This window comes from Sediminihaliea albiluteola (genome assembly GCF_014077625.1).
Classification (GTDB): domain Bacteria; phylum Pseudomonadota; class Gammaproteobacteria; order Pseudomonadales; family Halieaceae; genus Sediminihaliea; species Sediminihaliea albiluteola.
Map to the genome: position 1 here is coordinate 197,055 of NZ_JACFXU010000014.1, position 16,941 is coordinate 213,995.

At 54.5% G+C, this 16,941-nt stretch carries 19 protein-coding genes and 2 tRNA genes; 12 read left to right on the forward strand and 9 right to left on the reverse strand.

Going from position 1 to position 16,941, the window contains the following annotated elements; translation table 11 throughout:
• Positions 1–15 precede the first annotated feature (15 nt).
• A complete protein-coding gene (locus H2508_RS07785; RefSeq protein WP_182171501.1) occupies positions 16–306 on the forward strand; it encodes a PA4642 family protein in 291 nt (96 codons plus the stop codon).
• A 31-nt stretch (positions 307–337) separates the two neighbouring features.
• On the opposite strand, the gene smrA is transcribed toward H2508_RS07785, so the two are convergent.
• Positions 338–943, reverse strand: coding sequence for a DNA endonuclease SmrA (smrA, locus tag H2508_RS07790; RefSeq protein ID WP_182171504.1), 606 nt, complete (start codon positions 941–943; stop codon positions 338–340).
• Between the two features lie 59 nt (positions 944–1,002).
• Between smrA and H2508_RS15310 the strand changes: the two genes are divergently transcribed.
• Positions 1,003–1,224 (forward strand): cysteine-rich CWC family protein, encoded by a 222-nt coding sequence (locus H2508_RS15310; protein WP_182171507.1) that lies wholly within the window; start codon positions 1,003–1,005, stop codon positions 1,222–1,224.
• On the forward strand, positions 1,214–1,984 hold the full coding sequence (gene cysZ, locus H2508_RS07800) for a sulfate transporter CysZ (RefSeq protein ID WP_182171510.1): 771 nt from the start codon (positions 1,214–1,216) through the stop codon (positions 1,982–1,984). The genes H2508_RS15310 and cysZ overlap by 11 nt, the downstream gene beginning before the upstream one ends.
• A 71-nt stretch (positions 1,985–2,055) precedes the next feature.
• On the opposite strand, the gene rhlB is transcribed toward cysZ, so the two are convergent.
• The 7 genes from rhlB to H2508_RS07835 all read right to left on the reverse strand — a co-directional run bounded on the left by rhlB (position 2,056) and on the right by H2508_RS07835 (position 8,523).
• On the reverse strand, positions 2,056–3,243 hold the full coding sequence (gene rhlB, locus H2508_RS07805; RefSeq protein WP_268920736.1) for an ATP-dependent RNA helicase RhlB: 1,188 nt from the start codon (positions 3,241–3,243) through the stop codon (positions 2,056–2,058).
• A gap of 335 nt (positions 3,244–3,578) precedes the next feature.
• Positions 3,579–4,181 (reverse strand): HvfX family Cu-binding RiPP maturation protein, encoded by a 603-nt coding sequence (locus tag H2508_RS07810; RefSeq protein ID WP_182171516.1) that lies wholly within the window; start codon positions 4,179–4,181, stop codon positions 3,579–3,581.
• A gap of 90 nt (positions 4,182–4,271) precedes the next feature.
• Entirely contained in the window at positions 4,272–5,024 is a 753-nt protein-coding gene (locus H2508_RS07815) for a HesA/MoeB/ThiF family protein (protein ID WP_182171519.1), read from the reverse strand.
• A complete protein-coding gene (gene prmC / locus H2508_RS07820) occupies positions 5,014–5,847 on the reverse strand; it encodes a peptide chain release factor N(5)-glutamine methyltransferase (protein ID WP_182171522.1) in 834 nt (277 codons plus the stop codon). The genes H2508_RS07815 and prmC overlap by 11 nt, the downstream gene beginning before the upstream one ends.
• A gap of 16 nt (positions 5,848–5,863) precedes the next feature.
• Positions 5,864–6,949: a peptide chain release factor 1 gene (gene prfA / locus H2508_RS07825; RefSeq protein WP_182171525.1), complete on the reverse strand. Its 1,086-nt coding sequence runs from the start codon at positions 6,947–6,949 to the stop codon at positions 5,864–5,866.
• On the reverse strand, positions 6,946–8,340 hold the full coding sequence (gene hemA / locus H2508_RS07830; protein ID WP_182171528.1) for a glutamyl-tRNA reductase: 1,395 nt from the start codon (positions 8,338–8,340) through the stop codon (positions 6,946–6,948). The genes prfA and hemA overlap by 4 nt, the downstream gene beginning before the upstream one ends.
• A gap of 33 nt (positions 8,341–8,373) precedes the next feature.
• A complete protein-coding gene (locus H2508_RS07835; RefSeq protein WP_182171531.1) occupies positions 8,374–8,523 on the reverse strand; it encodes a hypothetical protein in 150 nt (49 codons plus the stop codon).
• Between the two features lie 55 nt (positions 8,524–8,578).
• Here H2508_RS07835 and H2508_RS07840 point away from each other — a divergent pair, with 55 nt between their 5' ends.
• The 8 genes from H2508_RS07840 (at position 8,579) to ychF (ending at position 15,433) form a co-directional block, all read left to right on the forward strand.
• On the forward strand, positions 8,579–10,321 hold the full coding sequence (locus H2508_RS07840; protein ID WP_182171534.1) for a tetratricopeptide repeat protein: 1,743 nt from the start codon (positions 8,579–8,581) through the stop codon (positions 10,319–10,321).
• Complete coding sequence (lolB, locus tag H2508_RS07845; RefSeq protein WP_182171537.1) at positions 10,321–10,926, forward strand: lipoprotein insertase outer membrane protein LolB; 606 nt, start codon at positions 10,321–10,323, stop codon at positions 10,924–10,926. Before H2508_RS07840 ends, lolB begins: the two co-directional genes overlap by 1 nt.
• Positions 10,923–11,753: a 4-(cytidine 5'-diphospho)-2-C-methyl-D-erythritol kinase gene (ispE, locus tag H2508_RS07850; protein WP_182171540.1), complete on the forward strand. Its 831-nt coding sequence runs from the start codon at positions 10,923–10,925 to the stop codon at positions 11,751–11,753. The genes lolB and ispE overlap by 4 nt, the downstream gene beginning before the upstream one ends.
• Positions 11,754–11,767: 14 nt before the next feature.
• Positions 11,768–11,842 (forward strand) — tRNA-Gln (locus tag H2508_RS07855).
• Between the two features lie 153 nt (positions 11,843–11,995).
• Positions 11,996–12,928 (forward strand): ribose-phosphate pyrophosphokinase, encoded by a 933-nt coding sequence (locus H2508_RS07860; RefSeq protein ID WP_182173356.1) that lies wholly within the window; start codon positions 11,996–11,998, stop codon positions 12,926–12,928.
• 73 nt (positions 12,929–13,001) lie between these two features.
• On the forward strand, positions 13,002–13,676 hold the full coding sequence (locus H2508_RS07865) for a 50S ribosomal protein L25/general stress protein Ctc (protein WP_182171543.1): 675 nt from the start codon (positions 13,002–13,004) through the stop codon (positions 13,674–13,676).
• A 26-nt stretch (positions 13,677–13,702) separates the two neighbouring features.
• Positions 13,703–14,293, forward strand: coding sequence for an aminoacyl-tRNA hydrolase (gene pth / locus H2508_RS07870; protein ID WP_182171546.1), 591 nt, complete (start codon positions 13,703–13,705; stop codon positions 14,291–14,293).
• 45 nt (positions 14,294–14,338) lie between these two features.
• A complete protein-coding gene (gene ychF, locus H2508_RS07875) occupies positions 14,339–15,433 on the forward strand; it encodes a redox-regulated ATPase YchF (RefSeq protein ID WP_182171549.1) in 1,095 nt (364 codons plus the stop codon).
• Positions 15,434–15,582: 149 nt separating this feature from the next.
• Here ychF and H2508_RS07880 read toward each other — a convergent pair whose 3' ends face one another.
• Positions 15,583–16,578 carry a hypothetical protein gene (locus H2508_RS07880; protein WP_182171552.1) on the reverse strand — a complete coding sequence of 332 codons (996 nt, stop codon included), beginning with the start codon at positions 16,576–16,578 and terminating at the stop codon, positions 15,583–15,585.
• 283 nt (positions 16,579–16,861) lie between these two features.
• Here H2508_RS07880 and H2508_RS07885 point away from each other — a divergent pair.
• Positions 16,862–16,938 (forward strand) — tRNA-Met (locus H2508_RS07885).
• Positions 16,939–16,941: the final 3 nt, after the last annotated feature.

Below are 16,941 nucleotides of genomic sequence, written 5' to 3' on the forward strand. Positions count from 1 at the left end.
GTAGAATACAGCACCATGAAAAAAGACAAAGAAAAGGTAATCGACGAAGTCTGGACAGAGGATCGCGTACGCAGCTTCCTCAATGTCCGCCCCCACGACTCTAGGGACGAGGACTTCCACATGCTATTGAAGGCCTATCAAAGCATGCGCGCCTCGGATTTCGAATTATTCGTACAATTCTTTTGTGAAGAGAAGCGCAATATAAACGCCACCGGCACCGATGGCCGCAGTGTGCTTGAGATTGTCAGCGAACACCGCCACGGCAGTGACTACGCAGATACTCTACGAGCGGCCGGCGCGCAGTAGCCCAAGCTCGCAACTCCCGGCGTCACACACACTAGGTGGTGCCGGACAAACGCCCTTTATTAAAGCGCTCCCGGTTAGCGCGTTTACTGTCCTCACTTTTGCGCAACAAGATATACACTGCCCCGGTCCCCCCATGCTGTGGACGAGCACTGTGAAAAGCCTGCACGACCTCTAAATCACGCAACCAGATATCGACATAAGCTTTTAAGATAGCGCTTTTTTCGCGCTCTGGCTTTCGTTCACCCTTACCGTGAATCAACATGATGCTGCGCAAACCCAGTTGGTGACACTCGCTAATGAAGTCAAAAAGCTCGCGCCGAGCTACCGCCACGGTCATACGGTGCATATCAAGGCGCGCCTCGTAATCGTAGCGACCTTGTTTTAACTTGCGAAACACTCCGCTTTGCACCCCTGGTCGCTTAAACTCCAGCACATACCAAGGGTCCAGAGGGACAATCTCTCGATCGCTCAGGGGGTTGCCGTCTAGATTGCTATCGGTGACCGCCGCGCGACGCCGGTGCTCCAGCGATCGGTCGCGGTCATCCTTAGCTATGCCAGATATGACACGTGGTTCACGTTTCAGCGGCACCACATCAGACATCTCTTGCTCAAACAGTTCGCGTTCGTTGTCAGCCATTTACATCACCTGCCATAACTCCGATATTATAGCGCTTCATTGTCATTGAGTAAGCCGCTGTGAACGACAGTCACCACAAACCCGCAAGCACCAAGCTCTGCCCACTGTGCAATAAGGACAACCAATGCGCCTTAAGTGCAGGTCAAAGTATTGAGCACTGCTGGTGCCAGAGCAGCAGCATTTCCAGCCAAGCCCTATCGCGTATTCCAGCTAGCGCCAAGGGTCGCCAGTGCCTGTGCCCGCAATGTGGAAGTCCCCAAGGAGTAAAGTATGAAAGGTAATGCCATACAGGGAGCCCGCTATTTACTGCAGGGAGCCAGCCTACTTAAACATCCACGCCTACGGCTGTTTGTCATTATTCCATTGCTGGTGAACATCGTCATATTCGCATCCCTCTTTGGCATAAGTTACGCCTACCTAGGCCGCACTATCGATGGCTGGATGAACGCTATTCCCCAGTGGCTGACCTTCATTGAGTGGATTATCTGGCCTGTACTAGTCATCGTGTTTAGCTTACTAGCTGGCTATGTCTTTACCGCCGTGGCGCTGATTATTGCTTCGCCCTTCAACTCTCTGCTCGCGGAAAAAGCCGAGGAACTTATTACCGGTCGACAAGTAGACGCACTGGAGGGCTTTGCTGCCGCCTTAATGGAAGTGCCACGCAGTATTGTGAGGGAAATTTTTAAACTGATGTACTACCTGCCGATGGCAGCTTTCGTTTTATTAATCAGCTTTCTTCCGCTGATCAACGCTTTAGCACCCTTCTTATGGTTCTTACTGGGAGCCTGGATGATGAGTATTCAGTACGTCGACTACCCCATGGATAACCACAAGCTGAGCTTTGCCGATGTCAAAGATGCGGTGCGCTCACGACGTCTCAGCAGCATGGGCTTTGGCGGCTTAGTTGCGCTGTGCACAGGCATTCCGCTGCTAAACTTTTTCGTGGTGCCATCAGCGATTGTCGGCGCCACGCTGCTGTGGAGCAAGGAACTGGCGCCAGCAGAACTGCGGGCGCCAATAGGTCGAACAATAGCGGGCTAATACGAGCCACAGCAACAGCTGAGCCAAATACTCGCTATGCACAGGCCAGACTAGCTAAAACCTAGCTAGCCTTAGCTCAAAAGTTCGGCCGGCGGGTGGGTACACTCCAAGGGGCTACCCAGCAAAACTTCAATATCAGGCAGCAGAAAAGCATCGTCTTCACTAGCAAAGCTAATAGAAGTGCCTGTAGCCCCCGCGCGACCAGTACGACCAATGCGATGCACGTAATCCTCGGGATCTTCCGGCAAGTTGTAGTTAACCACGTGACTGACACCATCCACGTGGATACCGCGACCCGCCACATCAGTCGCCACTAGGACTTTTATCTCGCCTTGCTTGAACTGCTCCAAAGTACGGGTGCGCTTGGCCTGTGGTACTTCGCCGGACAAAATACCCGCCGCCACGCCCGCTTTTCGCAGGCGTTCATGTAACTTGCGCACCTGATCTCTCCGGTTGGCAAAGACAATCACAGAGCTCGCTTCGGGGCTGCGTAAGAGATTGGCCAAGACCTTATAGCGCTGCTGGCTGCTGACCAAGTAAACTTTCTGATCAACGGTATCCGTGGCCACATGATCTGGCTCAATTTCTACGGTAACCGGCTCATAGGTCCACTGCTCGGACAAATTGAGAATATCTTGCGTAAAGGTGGCGGAGAACAGCAGGGTTTGACGATCCTCCTTGCGCGGCGTCGCTCGGACAATACGTTTGACCTGGGGGATAAAGCCCATATCGAGCATTCGATCAGCTTCATCGAGCACTAGGATCTCTATCTGATCGAGGAATAGATCGCGCCGACCCATAAAGTCCAATAAGCGACCAGGGGTGGCCACCACCAAGTCAACCACGCTGCGACTCAAGCGATTGAGCTGCTTCTGATAGTCCATGCCGCCGATCAGCGTAGCGGTTTGCAAGCCCGTATGACGCGCTAAATCTTCGGCATCGGCGGCAATCTGCATAACCAACTCTCGAGTTGGGGCAATGACTAAAGCGCGAGGCTCACCAGTAAAGCGCTCGCCCTCTACTGGATGGCTCAGCAAGTCATTGAAAATCGTAACCAAAAAGGCCGCTGTTTTACCGGTACCCGTCTGCGCCTTACCGATGGCATCGTGCCCTTGCAAGGTGTGCGGTAAAACTGCCGCCTGAATGGGGGAGCAGTATTTGAAGCCCAAGTCAGCAATGCCATGCATCAGCTCAACTTGCAGCCCTAAATCGTGGAAACGAGTCTGCCCTTCCTGGGGCTCTACCGGAAAATCATCCAGTGACCAGGGCTTGGCTGGAGCCTGTTTTTTAGCTTTGCGCTGACGCTTGGCGCCGCGCTTGGCACTATTGGGCGCTTGTCGCTTGGAGGTTTTGGCTGTTTCAGCTGGACTACTACTGGGCTGTGCAGCCTTGGCGCCATCTTCTGCCGCCGATGCCGACTTAGGCTTGGGTTGCCCCTTGCCTACGATGCGGCTTACTAAACGTTTAATCACTAAAGATTCCTGTCACTGTTCAAAAAACGCACCAGTCTAGCACCTTTTATTGAGCCAGCGGCGCCTTTCCTCTCGAGACAGCCCCTGCATTACAGCTAGGCTTGCAACACTATAGCGGCCTTTTAAAGGGAGGGCTTACTTGGCGGTGGGTAGAGGCGCGATATAAAGTAATCAGCACTCAGGTAGCGGCCGCCGCCCATACACAATAAGGCCAGTAACATAATAAAGTAGGTTGCAGCAAACTCGATACCGTTGTTCAGGATCACAAAATTACCCTTTTCGGTAAGCCAGTGATAATTGCCGTGCTCACGCAAAATCTCCTTGGCCTCCCCTAAACGCAGCGCCACATCCTGAGCGCTCGAGTCAGCTATTGCCGCCCAACCATTGCCCCAGTGCACGGTTATAGCAGCCACCAGCATCGTCACCATCAAGGGTATGCTGACCCAGCGCACCGCCAAACCGGCCAACAAGAATAAGGCGCCAATAAACTCAGTATAAGCCGCCAGCGGCGCGAGCAACTCTGGAAAGGGTAAAGCCAGGCCCCATTCGCTGTTGCCAAACCACTCGATGGTATTGTCCATATTGGCAATTTTACCGCTACCAGCGAGCAAAAAAACTGGCGCCAGATAGAGCCGTATAGCCAGAGGGGCCAAGCCATCTAGGTGCCGCAGCGGCGTAAGTAGGCTGTTGTGCAGTGCGTAATATGCCTTAACAAGGGCGTTCATAGTTGGTCCACAATATTACTCCCACTTGCTGAGACAACACTGCGAGGGGAAAGTTTTCCCTCGCAGCGCTATTGCTTTGTACTAGCGGATTTATCTATAGGCAGAGCAATCTGGACAAGCGGGGCGCGCGCTGAGGCCAACTCGCTGAATATCTAATGTTGCTAAGTCCATCAGCAACAGCTCAGCGCGCAAAACCTGGCCATAAGCACTGAGTAATTTGATCGCCTCTAGGGCCTGCAAACTTCCCAGCACACCGACCACCGGCCCAAGCACTCCACTTTGACTACAGCTCAAGGCACTCTCTGCACCCGCTTCAGGGTATAGACAGCGGTAGCAAGCGCCGCCACTTCGCGGATCAAAGACCGCCAACTGCCCCTCGCTGCGAACTGCCGCTGCCGATATCAGCGGAATACCGTGCTTGAGACAGACTCGATTAAGGGCGTAGCGGATCGGGTAATTGTCACTGCAGTCGAGCACCACATCCACTCCCTGCATGGCCTCCTCTAGCGCCGCTTCATCCAGTCGCCGAGCGAGTAAGTCAACGACAACAGCTGGGTTGCGCTCAGCTATTGCAGCTGCTGCTGACTCAGCTTTGTTGCGCCCCAAATCCGCCTCTCTATGAATGAATTGGCGCTGCAGATTACTCAATTTCACCGCGTCACCATCGGCCAGACGCAGACAACCGACACCAGCGGCGGCCAAATATAGCGCTGCGGGGCTACCGAGGCCCCCCAAGCCCAAGATCAATACTGTGCTGTTGCGCAGCCGCTCTTGCCCCGCGATGTCAAAGCCCGGCAACAAGATTTGGCGACTATAGCGCTCTAAGTCACTGTCACTGAGCATTCCAGCGCCCTCCGCTTATGCGATCCTGCCCCTCTAAATCACAGCGCGTGGCGATCTCGCTAAATCCCGCGCTGCGCAAGATCTCACGCAGCGCGGGACCCTGCTGAAAACCGTGCTCCACCAAGAGGTAACCACCCTCTGTCAGCTGTTTTGCGGCGCCACTGACAATATGGCGCAGATCATCTAGCCCATCAGCACCCGACACTAGGGCAGAGCGAGGCTCGAAGCGCAGATCACCTTGGGATAAATGTGGATCCTGATTTTCAATATAAGGGGGGTTGCTGACGATGAGATCGAAGCGCTCTGCAGCCAGCGGCGCGAACCAAGAGCCCTGCAGTAAGCGCAAGCGCCCCGCGCAGAGCCGCTCGTTATTCCTTTGAGCTACAGCCAAGGCGGCCTCACTCATATCAGTGGCTGTCACCTGCCAAGCGGGACGCTCCACTGCCAGAGCGCAGGCAATCGCGCCACTGCCCGTACCCAGATCCACTACCGCAGCGCGCTCCGGCAATGGCAACTCTAAGGCCCAAGCGACCAGTGTCTCGGTGTCAGGCCGGGGAATCAGGGTGTCAGCGGAAACCTCTAAATCCAAGGTCCAAAATCCGCGCCAGCCGATTAAATGCGCTACTGGCCGACCTTTAACTCGCTCACTGAACAAGTGCCGAAAGCGCTGTTCAACGGCTGCCGGAAGCTCCTTCTCCGGCCAGGTATATAACCAGCTGCGAGGCTTATCGAGGCAGTGGCATAAAAGGATTTCAACATCGCGCCCGGGACTATCAGATTCCAGCTCCGCCGATAAAGCTAACAACTCGCGAACAGAAGCCATCAGCGCAACACTGTCATCAACCGTCGGCCAAAGCGGCCAATTGATCGGCTTGGTATTCCTGTCGCAAGGGCCCAATAATCGCGTCCATATCGCCTTCCATCACCTCATCCAATTTGTAGAGGGTCAGGTTGATACGGTGGTCGGTAATTCGCCCTTGGGGAAAGTTATAGGTGCGAATACGATCGGAGCGATCACCGGTGCCCACCAAGTTGCGCCGTTCCTCAGCTTGCTCTGCCGCTTGCTTGTCCTGCGCACTGTTGAGCAACTTGGCCTGCAACAGCGACATCGCACGGGCTCGGTTTTTATGCTGCGAGCGCTCATCCTGACACTCCACCACAATACCCGATGGCAAGTGGGTGATGCGCACCGCTGAATCCGTTTTGTTAACGTGCTGACCACCGGCACCGGAAGCGCGATAGGTATCGATCCGCAGGTCGCCTTTGTTGATATCAATCTCGTCTACCGACTCGGCCTCAGCCATTACCGCCACCGTGCAGGCCGAGGTATGAATGCGCCCTTGCGACTCAGTCTCCGGCACCCGCTGTACCCGATGGGCGCCCGACTCAAACTTAAGCTGAGCGTAAACATCACGCCCCTCGACCCGCGCAATAATTTCTTTAAAACCGCCGTGCTCGCCAGCGCGCTCGGACAACACTTCCATGCGCCAACCCATCTGCTCAGCGTAGCGAGAATACATCCGAAACAGATCGCCAGAAAAAATTGCCGCCTCATCGCCACCAGTGCCAGCGCGGATTTCCAAAAACACGTTGTGGGAGTCGCGTGGGTCGCGCGGCAGTAGCAGCGTTTGCAATTCCAATCGCAGAGCTTCAAGTTGCTCACTGCCAGTGGCGATTTCATCCTCGGCCATAGCGACCATCTCTGGATCGCTTTCATCGAGCATCGCCTTGGCCTCTTCAATGTCCTCTTTAACCGCGCAGTAACGGCGATAACACTGCACCACTGTTTCCAGCTCAGAATACTCTCGCGATAACTCGCGAAAGCGGTCCTGATCAGAAATTGTTTCACTGTCACCAAGTAGCGCAGAAACTTCTTCGTGACGGTCGGTCAGGGTGTCGAGTTTGGTTAGCAGGGAAGCTTTCATTGCAGCGTGCGTCTCGATGTGGATGTGGAGGAAGTGGGCCGCTCTTTATCTGCGGCGCTAGCTGGTGCCTCAACAGCGGCCTTCGTTGCAGCCGGCTTTGCTGGGCGGCGAGTATCGCTTTCTGCTTGTTCTAGACCAAGCAGGCGCCGAGCATTGAGCAGCAGGTCTTGACGGCCTGCGATGCTGGCTTGTTTAAGCCCTGCGGTCGGCGCATGAATTAATTTATTGGTGATACCCCTAGCGAGATGGGCTACCACCACCTGCGGGTCATCCCCGCGGCTCAGGGCGCGCAGGGCTCGGTCTAGCTCCTGCTGCCGCAATTGCTCCGCCATACGGCGGTATTCGCGAACCGAGTCCACCGCCGCCATGCTGCGTAATTCTTCGAGGTAAGCCTGTACTCCCTCGGCAATCATTAGGTCAGCCTTGCGCGCCTCACTGTGGCGATTACGCAAGTTTTTATCGACGATATCGTGCAAGTCATCAACGCTGTACAGATACACATCGCGAAGATCACCCACCTCGGGCTCTATATCGCGCGGCACGGCAATATCCACCATCAAAATAGGACGGTGCTTGCGCTTCTTCAAGGCCCGCTCAACAGCTCCCTTACCCAAAATGGGAAGTTGACTGGCCGTAGAGCTAATGACGATATCCGCATGCTGTAATTGCTCGGGGATATCTGCCAGCAACACCGCATCGGCACCAAACTTTTGTGCCAATTCTCGGGCGCGATCCAAGGTGCGGTTGGCAATGGTAATGCGCTCCACCCCCGCTTCAATGAGGTGCCGGGTAACCAACTCAATGGTCTCTCCAGCGCCGACTAAGAGTGCATGGCAAGTACCGAGATCGGTGAAAATATGGCCGGCCAGATCAACCGCTGCATAGGCCACCGACACCGGATTTTCGCCAATGGCGGTATCAGTGCGCACACGCTTAGCTAAGGCAAAAATACGCTGAAACAGGCGATTGAGCTCCGCCCCCACGACGCCAGTATTCACACTGACTGCGAAAGCTGACTTCAATTGCCCGAAGATTTGGGGTTCGCCCAGCACCATGGAATCTAAGCCACTGGCCACTCGCACCACATGCTCCAGAGCATGTTCTGCCTGAAAGTGATAGGCCGCTGTGCGCAGCTCGTCCACCGACAGGTGATGGTAGTTTGCCAGCCACTCAGCAATCCGAGTCACCTGCTCAGACAAAGCGTAGTCGCCACAGCTTGTCACATAAACTTCTGTGCGGTTGCAAGTGGAAAGAATGACCGCATTTTCTACACTCGACAGGCCGCATAAGGCCTCGAGGGCCTCTGGCACCTGTTCGGGCGCAAAAGCCACGCGCTCGCGCACATCGACAGCTGCGGTGGTGTGATTAATGCCAAGGACAAGGAAATTCATGAGTATTTAGCTAGGGTCAGCAGAGCCGACTGCTTAATTGGTTTCTTCTGGCGAATGGGCGCGCACCATAGCATATTCACAGAAATTTTCCTGCGATTCTAACAAGTTACTAGGCAAATAATCACGGGAAAAGCCACTAGGCATGGGCCTAGGGCGGGTAATGGTGCAGTAGGTTTCACTCATTGCTTGTGTCATGATTAGCGTGATTGTACTACCAATATCTGGACCTCTCCCTACTATGTTCCGTTTGTTCACTGCTGCCACTTTAGTTGCCCTACTTGGAGCCTGCACCTCCGCGCCGAGCCCAGCTGTCTCAGATCCACCGAGCAGCGCAGCACCACAAAGCGCCACGCCCAAGCCCGCAGCAGCACCGGAGCGCGCCATACCCGGGGAGTCTGTCTACCCCTTACTCCTCGCTGAATTCGCCTTGCGCCGGAAGGCCTACGACATCGCCCTGGAGCAATATCTTGAGCAGTCACAAGCACTGCAGGACCGCGGCGTCAGTGCCCACACCACGCATATCGCTCAATTTATGCAGCGCGAGGCCGAGGCCTTACAGGCAGTACAACTGTGGGCAGAACTCGAGCCCGACAGCCTAGAAGCGAACGATACGCTGGCCACTTTGCTGGCCAGAGCTGGCCGCACAGCAGAGGCCTTGCCGCACTTGGCGGTCATTGCACGCCAGGGCGAGCAGGCCAACTTCCCGATGCTGCTCAACCGCTTTCGAGCGCTGTCAGCCGCCGAGCAGCAATCCCTTGTCGCTGAGATGGATGCCTTATCTGCTGAAATTCCCAGCAACACTTCACTATTGCTGACTCGCGCGCTAGCACACGACTCACTGGAGAGGCCCCAACAAACGCTGCAGATCTTGGAGCAGCTTTTTGCGCTGGAGCCCAATCACCACCAGGGCTTACTGCTAGAGGCCAAACTATTACTAGAGCAGAATGCCAAAGAACCTTTCGCTCATATCGAAAGCGCACTGAACAGCGCTCCCGACGACGATAATTTGCGCTTAAAGTACGCGCGCTTACTCACTCGAGGTGACATGAGCGCCGCTCGCAAGCAGTTTGAAATCCTGTCGGCAAACTCCCCACGCGATGGCAACTTACTGTTCTCGCTGGCGCTGATTAACCACGAGATTGATGACAATCTCGCCGCTAAAGCTTATCTGAGACAACTACTCGCCTTGGGGCAGCGCGTCGATGAGGCGCATTACTACCTCGGGCGCATCGCGGAGCAAGAGGGCCACACCAAAGAAGCGATAGCCTCTTACATGGCATTGGAGGAAGCCGACAGCCCTGATTTTTTCCGCGCCAAAGGCCGCCTCGGCCACATCTTGCTGAACAGTCAGCGCATGGCTGAGGCCAAAAGCCTGTTTGACGAGCTACGCCAGCAACACCCGAACTCGGCCGAGCGCCTGTATGTCCTTGAATCCGAATTATTCATGCGTGCTGGCCACTCTCGAGAGAGCCTGCAGCTGCTCAATCGAGCCCTAGACGAGCAGCCCAACTCCAGCCCACTGCGCTACAGCCGGGCTATTTTAGCCGAACGGCAAGGCGACCTCGCACTGATGGAATCCGATCTGCGGACCATACTCGAACGCGAGCCAGACAACGCCACCGCACTCAACGCATTGGGCTACTCACTGGCCAATCGCAACAAGCGCCTGGGGGAAGCCGAGCAACTCATCGCGCAAGCCCTAGCTCTGCAGCCGGGTGAGCCCGCCATTCTCGATAGCATGGGCTGGGTACTTTACCGCCAAGCGCGCTATAGCGAGGCCCTGTCTTTCCTAGAGCGCGCTTTTGCAGCATTTCCCGACCCCGAGGTAGCGGCCCACTTGGGGGAAGCGCTGTGGATGAGCGGCGATAAGGATCGCGCCCGCAGCATCTGGCGCAAAGCTCTGCAGAAGGCGCCCCAGCACGAGGTCCTGCTGAGCACCATCCAGCGCTTTGATGTTGGCCTGCTGCAAGTTTCTCCCTGATGACACGCTCACTGACTGTCACCCTACTCACTGTTCTGGCTCTGCTAGCTGGCTGCGCCTCTAGCCCCACAGCCACCGACAGTGCTCAAAGCTCTTGGGGGCAGCGCAGCCTGCGCCTCGCACAACTGCAGAACTGGCAAGCTGAAGGCAAGTTAGCCCTGCGCAATGCCGGGCAGGCGGAATCAGCCAACCTGCTGTGGCGCCAGCGCGGCAAACACAGCGAGCTACAACTGAGCGGCCCACTCGGCATGGCCGCCACCCGCATTACCAGCGATGGCAAAACCCTAGACATACAGCGCGGCAACGAGCACCAACAGATGGATATCTCTAGCCCTCATGCTATTCAGCTTAATACCGGTTGGGACCTACCACTGGCCGCGCTACCCTATTGGCTTCGCGGTATTCCACAGCCGGGTGCAGCACCAGGCGAGCTGCAAATCGAACAAGAGCTACTGCGTTCTTTGCAACAAGATGGCTGGCAAGTGGAATTTCAAGGCTACGCCACTTTTGGCACTTACACCCTACCCACCCGCCTGCAAGTAAAGCGGGGCGCAACCAGCGCCCGTTTAGTTATCCGTCATTGGCTCACTGGAGATGAACTGTGACGCAGCACCTTGAGCTTCTCTCACCGGCTAAATTGAACCTGTTTTTACACATAACCGGTCGGCGCGCCGACGGCTATCACAATCTACAGACTCTGTTTCAACTGCTCGATTACGGGGACACCTTAGTCTTTAAGGCCAACCACAGCGGGCAGATACGCATCAGTGGCGACACACTGGATCTAGCCCCTGAACAAAACCTCATTACCCGGGCCGCAAAATTACTTCAACGAGATGATCTCGGAGTCGACATTGAAGTGAGCAAGCGCATTCCCACCGGCGGCGGCCTTGGCGGCGGCAGCTCCAATGCAGCTAGCACCCTATTGGCACTTAACCATTTGTGGCACTGCGGCTACAGCAACAGCGCCCTGCAACAACTCGGCAATTCACTCGGCGCCGATGTGCCAGTCTTCGTCGCCGGACACAGCGCTTGGGCAGAAGGCACCGGCGAGCTACTCCAGCGAGTAGAATTGCCACAATTGTGGTATCTTGTCGTCCATCCGGGCTGCCATATCTCTACGGCAAAAATATTTTCCGAAGAGCGATTGACAAGAGACAGTCTGCCGATCACAATGGCCGCCTTTTTTCAGGGAGCATCCCGGAACGATTGTCAGGACCTAGTGATCGCGAACTACCCCGCGGTAGCAGAAGCGATAGACTGGCTGACAAAATTCGGAGAGCCCAGATTAACCGGAACCGGCGCCTGCGTATTCGCAAGCTTCGATTCTGAAGGAGAAGCCCTAGCGGTCCTCCAGCAGTTACCTGTACAATGGGCCGGATTCGTAGCCCGGGGAGTTAAACAATCCCCTGTACTATCGGCACTGCCCTGAAAAGACCCATTTATTGGGGTGTCGCCAAGTGGCAAGGCACCGGGTTTTGATCCCGGCATTCGCAGGTTCGAATCCTGCCACCCCAGCCATATTAAATAGTGCCATTCACTGGTAAGTGTCTGGCACTATTTTTATGTGCAGGATGTACTGCAGCTCACGATAGACGGGCACCAGCAACAATCAATGTGTAAACAGCTCGACTCCACTCCGACCAGAGGTAAAACGCCGTGTCCTCTAAAATGATGGTCTTCACTGGAAACGCCAACCCGGAATTGGCGCGACTCGTTGCCAACAGACTGTATCTTTCACTAGGCAAAGCCGATGTTGGCAAGTTCAGTGATGGTGAGATCGCCGTAGAACTGAACGAAAACGTACGCGGCAAAGATGTGTTCGTAGTGCAGTCTACCTGCGCACCGACTAACGACAACCTGATGGAACTGCTGGTAATGATCGACGCCTTGCGTCGTGCCTCAGCTGCTCGCATCACCGCAGTCGTGCCCTACTTTGGCTACGCGCGTCAGGATCGCCGAGTGCGCTCGGCACGGGTGCCCATCACAGCAAAAGTTGTCGCCGACATGATGGTTAGCGTTGGTGTCGACCGGGTACTTACCGTCGATTTACACGCTGAACAGATCCAGGGCTTCTTTGGCTGCCCGGTAGATAACATCTACGGCTCGCCAATACTCAACGAAGACATTCAGCGCTGCAATTACGAAAACCTCATCGTTGTATCACCGGACATTGGTGGTGTTGTGCGAGCGCGAGCAATTGCCAAACAACTAGATGACGCCGACTTGGCCATCATCGACAAGCGTCGCCCACAGGCCAATGAAGCCCAGGTGATGAACCTAATCGGTGAAGTAAACGGCCGAACTTGCCTGCTAGTAGATGACATGGTCGATACTGCCGGCACACTGTGCAAGGCTGCCGATGCACTGAAAGAGCGCGGCGCAACTAAAGTAGTGGCCTACTGTACGCACGCCGTATTGTCTGGCCGCGCATTAGATAACTTACAAAACTCTCAGCTCGATGAGCTGATAGTCACAGACACGATTCCCCTGAGTGACGCAGCAAGAGCAACTGGTAAAATTCGCCAGCTGACCATTTCGGGCCTCCTGGCAGAGTCGATTCGCCGGGTGTCCAACGAGGAATCCATCAGCGCGCTGTTCAAATAAGGACAGCGCAAACCACCACACACCGCCGTGCCGGTCGCAAGCACAGCAGTGTCTATTCAAAGGAGTCCAGACAATGTCTGACCAATTTGAGATCAACGCAGAACTGCGAGAAGACTTGGGGAAAGGTGCGAGCCGCCGCCTTCGTCGTCTCGCCAACCAGATTCCGGCCATTATTTATGGCGGAAACAAAGAGCCATTGCCCTTGAGCATCATTCGCAAGGACCTGGAGAAGCAGCTGGAAGATGAAATCTTCTACACCCAAGTACTGACGATTAACATCGGCAAAAAGAAAGAGAAAGCAATCCTCAAGGATCTGCAGCGTCACCCTGCTCGCAACGACGTGACACACGTTGACTTTATGCGCATCGAAGACGACGTTGAACTGAAGATCTTCGTACAGATTCACTTCCTCAATGAAGAGAGCTGCCCCGGCGTGAAACTCGAAGGCGGTATGGTCCAGTACCACGAGACAGAAATCGAAGTACTCTGTCTGCCGGCTGATATTCCTGACTATATCGAACTCGATATGAAAGACATGAATATAGGCGACATCGTGCACCTGTCTGAACTGAAGCTACCAGAAGGCGTGACTTCCGTTGCCTTGGCCCTGGGTGAAGATCACGACTTGGCCATCGCTTCTGTTGTTGCCCCACGTGGCGGCAGCGACGATGAAGAAGAAGATACAGATGCACCTGAAGCCGATGAAGTACCATCAGCTCAAGACGACGAGGACGACAGCGAGAAGTAACTTTCTCGCTGCAAGCGGCACCCGCATTGACAGCAAACATCAAACTGATTGTTGGTCTTGGCAACCCCGGTAGTGAATACCGGGGCACACGCCACAATGTGGGCGCCGATTTTGTCGAGGCGCTAGCACAGCGCAGTGCTGCCAACCTACAAAGCGAAAGTAAATTCTTCGGTTTCACTGCACGCAGCTTATTCGCAGGACACGATTTACGCCTGCTCATCCCCACAACTTTTATGAACCGCAGCGGCCAAGCAGTAGCGGCCCTGGCAAGTTTTTACAAAATTACGCCCGAAGAAATCTTAGTTGCTCACGACGAGCTTGATATCCCTGCCGGACAGGCCCGCTTTAAACAGGGCGGTGGTCACGGTGGCCACAACGGCTTGCGCGATATCATTCCAGCAATTGGCAACAGCAAGAACTTTCAGCGCTTGCGGATTGGCATCGGCCACCCCGGACATGCATCAAAAGTGACCGGCTATGTGTTGGGCAGACCCAGCAGCGACGATCGCGCGCGCATTGATGACAGCATCGATGAAGCGATTGCCGCCCTTCCCCTACTACTGGACGGCGACCCAACTCGGGCCATGACCCGACTTCACAGTTTCAAAGCCACCTAGGCGCTTGCTATAGCAGCCCTAAGTCAATAATGACAGGAATTACACATGGGTATTAAATGCGGCATCGTTGGTTTACCCAACGTTGGTAAGTCCACTCTGTTTAACGCGCTCACTAAAGCGGGCATCGATGCGGAGAACTTTCCCTTCTGCACCATCGAGCCTAATGCCGGTACCGTTCCAGTACCCGATTTACGACAGCGCAAGATCTCCGAAATTGTAAAGCCACAGCGTGAGCTTGCCACCACCATGGAGTTTGTCGATATCGCTGGCCTAGTCGCTGGCGCCTCCAAAGGTGAAGGACTGGGCAACCAATTTTTGGCCAACATCCGCGAAACGGATGCTATTGCCCATGTGGTGCGCTGCTTCAATGACGACAACGTCATTCACGTTGCCAACCGAGTAGACCCCAAGGCAGATATCGAGATAATCAACACCGAGCTGGCGCTGGCCGACTTGGAAAGCTGCGAAAAACAGCTCCAAAAAGTGACACGCACCGCCAAAGGCGGCGATAAAGAAGCCATTGCCATGAAGGCCCTGCTGGAAAACAAACTCCTGCCCCAGCTGAACGAAGCTCTGCCTATTCGCTCATTAAAGCTCGACGAAAATGAGCTCGCACTGGTAAAGACCCTACACTTACTCACGGTAAAACCCACCATGTATATCGCTAACGTGGACGAGCAGGGCTTTGATGACAACCCGCTGCTGGATACGGTGCGCAGTATTGCTGAAGCAGAAGGTGCTGCCGTGGTGGCCATTTGCAGCAAACTCGAATCAGAAATCGCTGAACTCGACGATGATGAGCGCCTCGAGTTTCTTAATGATTTAGGCATGGAAGAGCCCGGCCTAGACCGCGTGATCCGCGCTGGCTACGAGCTGTTGAATTTACAGACCTACTTCACCGCCGGAGTCAAAGAAGTGCGCGCTTGGACCGTTAAAGTCGGCGCCACTGCGCCAGAAGCCGCTGGCGTTATCCACACCGACTTCCAAAAGGGTTTTATTCGTGCGGAAGTCATCAGCTATGAAGACTTTATTACTTACAATGGTGAGCAAGGTGCTAAAGATGCTGGCCGCTGGCGCCTAGAAGGCAAAGACTACGTGGTTCAGGATGGCGACATCATCCACTTCCGCTTTAACGTCTAAATGATATGGGAGCCCTCAGGCTCCCATAATTAAGCGCTTAGTTCTTTTTTATTCGGGCCAGCTCTAGCTGGCCCTGTTGTTTTCAAGTCCTAGCGTTACTTATCGCTATATCGAGCTCGCGCAGAGGCGATCAACTGCCTAACCTGCCCTTAGAGCCCAGCTTCTTGGCTTGTGCTTGGAGCAGTAACTTCTGCCTGTTTTTTGCCACTTACCCAAGTATTTGCTTTCGTTTTCAGCTCACCAAATTTACTAGAGACCGAATCCAGCTTTTGCTCCCACTCTGGATCAGGCTGCTGGCCCTCAGTCACCTTAAAGAACACCTGCATAAGAGCCGTCATCGCAAATGGCTCGATCACAGCCTGCTTAACGCCCCAGGCAAAAACCACCGCGATAGCAAAAGTAACTGGTCCAGCAGTACCTGGAAACAGCGCCACCAAGGCCGTAACTGGCGCCAAAATTAGCAAAAACACTGCGAATGTTAAGCCCCATATAATAAAGGCTAAGAACAGCGCATTCTTGAAGAAGCTCTTGTAGTTCTGCGCATAGAGCACCAGCGCGCTGCGACTCGAAGCCCAAGGGTTATCCGAGCGAGTACGGATGTTGTAGGCCAAAATCACCTCATCCAAATAGGTCAGTGACAAGCGGATAATCGTATTGAGGAACTTAACTAAGCCCTCGATACCAGGGATTGGAATAATTGTCGCCAAGGTAAAGAAGGCCCTGTTAAAGGCTTTGAGTATGCCCTTAATCAGCTGATCAATACCAAATAGCACCGAAGACTCAGCAAAGCGCTCCTTAACAACGGCTTGTGCGTGGGCAATCTGCCCGCGCCCTCCTGGAATCTCGCCACCTTCCATGACCTCTACTAGCACCGCAATATGGCCAGCCTTGACCATATACAGCAAGTACTCTCGCAGGAAGTACATAATAGCGCCGGCGATACCAAAACCTGCCAGACCACCATAGGCCCCACCAGTAGCTGCATCCCCAAAGACGAACCCCGCACCGTAGCCCACACCGGCACCGATGCCAGTGACCAAGACATAGCCCAAAGTGATGCCAAAATAGATTAAAAACCTAAAGACTAAAAACGGCGCGGTGCGCCGCAACAAACCGATAGTGGTGCCCACTCCAAAGTCTTTCATTATTATCTCCATCAGTTAAATGAACTTGATTGACTCATTCTACCTGCTGCCTAAAGCTTTGGAAGTGGCTGCAAAGCCCCACAAGGCAAAGGCAGTACAACAAAAGGCGCCGTTTGGCATTATTAAACAAAGTGCCTTGGCACATTCTGTTCCGCCTCAGTGAGCACTTAAAGCCGCCACCTCAGCTTCTTAGATTAGAATGCGCAAAGGGCTTGACTTGCCCCCAGAAAGTAGGGAAAATGCGCGCCTCTTCGGGACAGCAGTCCCTAGTTGACGTGTTCATGGCTACGTAGCTCAGCTGGTTAGAGCACAGCATTCATAATGCTGGGGTCGGTGGTTCAAGTCCACCCGTAGCTACCATCC